We start from the raw sequence: 1,822 nt of genomic DNA, 5'->3' as shown, positions 1-1,822 counted from the left end.
CCCTCGCTCACCGCCACCGCCCCCGGCGTGCGCCCCGCCTGCGCCTCGAACAGCCCCGTCAGCGTCCCGGGCTCGGGCATCCCGCGCCGCGCGCCCGCGAACCCCTCCGTCAGTCGGCCGGCTTCACCCGGCAGCAGGATCCCGAGCTGCGACACCGCCCGCCCGGGCTCCGCCACCCCCTCCGCCAGCAGGCCGATCAGGCGCCCGGCCAATCCCTCCGCGCTCGCCCGCTCGAACAGCTCCGCGCCATACTCCAGAACGCCCCGCCACCCGCCCTCCTCCTCGGTGAAGGTGAAGCACAGGTCGAACTTCGCCGCCGTCGCCGCCACGCCCCACGGCCGCACCTCCAGCCCCGGCGCCGCAAAGCCCCCCTCCGCCCCGCCGTTGAGCACCAGCATCGTCTGGAACAGCGGCTGCCGCCCCACCACCCGCGGCGGCTCGAGCACCTCCACCAGCCGCTCGAACGGCGCGTCCTGGTGCATGTAGGCGTCGAGGCACACCTCCCGGCTGCGCGCCACCAGCGCACCGAAGCCGGGATCGCCCCCGAGATCCAGCCGCAGCACCAGCGTGTTGACGAAGAACCCCACCAGCCGGTCCAGCGCCGCATCGCTCCGCCCCGCCACCACCGTGCCGATCGCGATGTCCGTCCCGCCCCCGAGCCGGCTCAGCAGCGCCGAGACCGCCGCGTGCAGCACCATGAACGGCGTCGCTCCTTGCGCCCGCGCCAGCCCCTCCACCGCCGCCACCAGCCCCGGCTCGAGCGCGATCGGCACGCTCCCCACCCGCCGGCTCGGCCGCGCCGGCCTCGGCCGGTCCACCGGCAGCGTCAGCTCGGCCGGCAGCGCCTCGAGCGCGTCCCGCCAATAGGCGATCTGCCGGCCGATCAGGCTCTCCGCGTCCCCCTCTTCGCCCAGCAGCGCCCGCTGCCACACGGCGTAGTCCGCATATTGCACCGGCAGCGCGTCGTAGGCCGGCGCCGCTCCGGCGGCCCGCGCCCGGTAGGCCGTCGCCAGATCCTCCAGCAGCCGCCCCATCGACCAGCCGTCGCTCGCCACGTGATGCACCACCAGCGCCAGCACGTGATCGTCCCGCCCGAGCTCCAGCAGCACCGCCCGCAGCGGCAGGTCCCGAGCGAGGTCGAACGGACGGGCCGCCTCCGCCGCGAGCACCGCGTCGACCGCCTCCACCGGGCAGCCGCGCCGCTCGAGCCCCACCTGCGCCCGATCCAGGATCGCCTGATAGGGCTCCCCGCCCTCCTCCTTCAGCAGCGTGCGCAGGCTCTCGTGGCGCATCGCCACGTCGTCCAGCGCCGCTGCCAGCGCCTCCCCGTCGAGCCGCCCCAGAAGCCGCGCCGCCAGCGGGATGTTGTAGGTCGCGTCCGCCCCTTCCAGCCGGTCCAGGAACCACAGCCGCGCCTGCGCGAACGACAGCGGAAGCCGCGCCGGACGCTCCCCCGCCGTCAAGGCGTCTCCCGCCCGCGGCGCCTGCCGCACCCGCTCGGCCAGATCGCCCAGCCGCGGCGCCTCGAACACCGCGCGGATCCCGAGCACCCGTCCCTGCACGCTGCGCACCCGCGCCACCAGCCGCGCCGCCAGCAGCGAGTGGCCCCCGAGCGCGAAGAAGTCGTCCTCCGGGCCCACCCGCTCCACGCCCAGCAGCTCCCCCACCAGACCGCACAGCACCGCCTCCTCCGGCGTCCCCGACACCCCGCCCCGCACCGCCCGACCCGGCGCCGGCAGCCTCGCCCGATCCACCTTCCCGTTCCCCGTCAGCGGCAGTGCCTCCAGCACCACAATCCCCGACGGCACCATGTAATCCGGCA

Annotated in this window: 1 protein-coding gene; it reads right to left on the bottom strand. The window is 75.9% G+C overall.

Annotated features, from left to right (window positions below):
• Nucleotides 1-1,808 (bottom strand): condensation domain-containing protein (locus tag JCR33_RS24640; protein ID WP_332461269.1); only part of this gene is annotated, 1,808 nt, incomplete at its 3' end.
• Nucleotides 1,809-1,822: the final 14 nt, after the last annotated feature.

The organism is Acuticoccus mangrovi (assembly GCF_016411865.1).
GTDB classification, from domain to species: domain Bacteria; phylum Pseudomonadota; class Alphaproteobacteria; order Rhizobiales; family Amorphaceae; genus Acuticoccus; species Acuticoccus mangrovi.
Note: the sequence above shows the minus strand (reverse complement) of the source record. Positions and strands in the feature narration are given on the sequence as shown.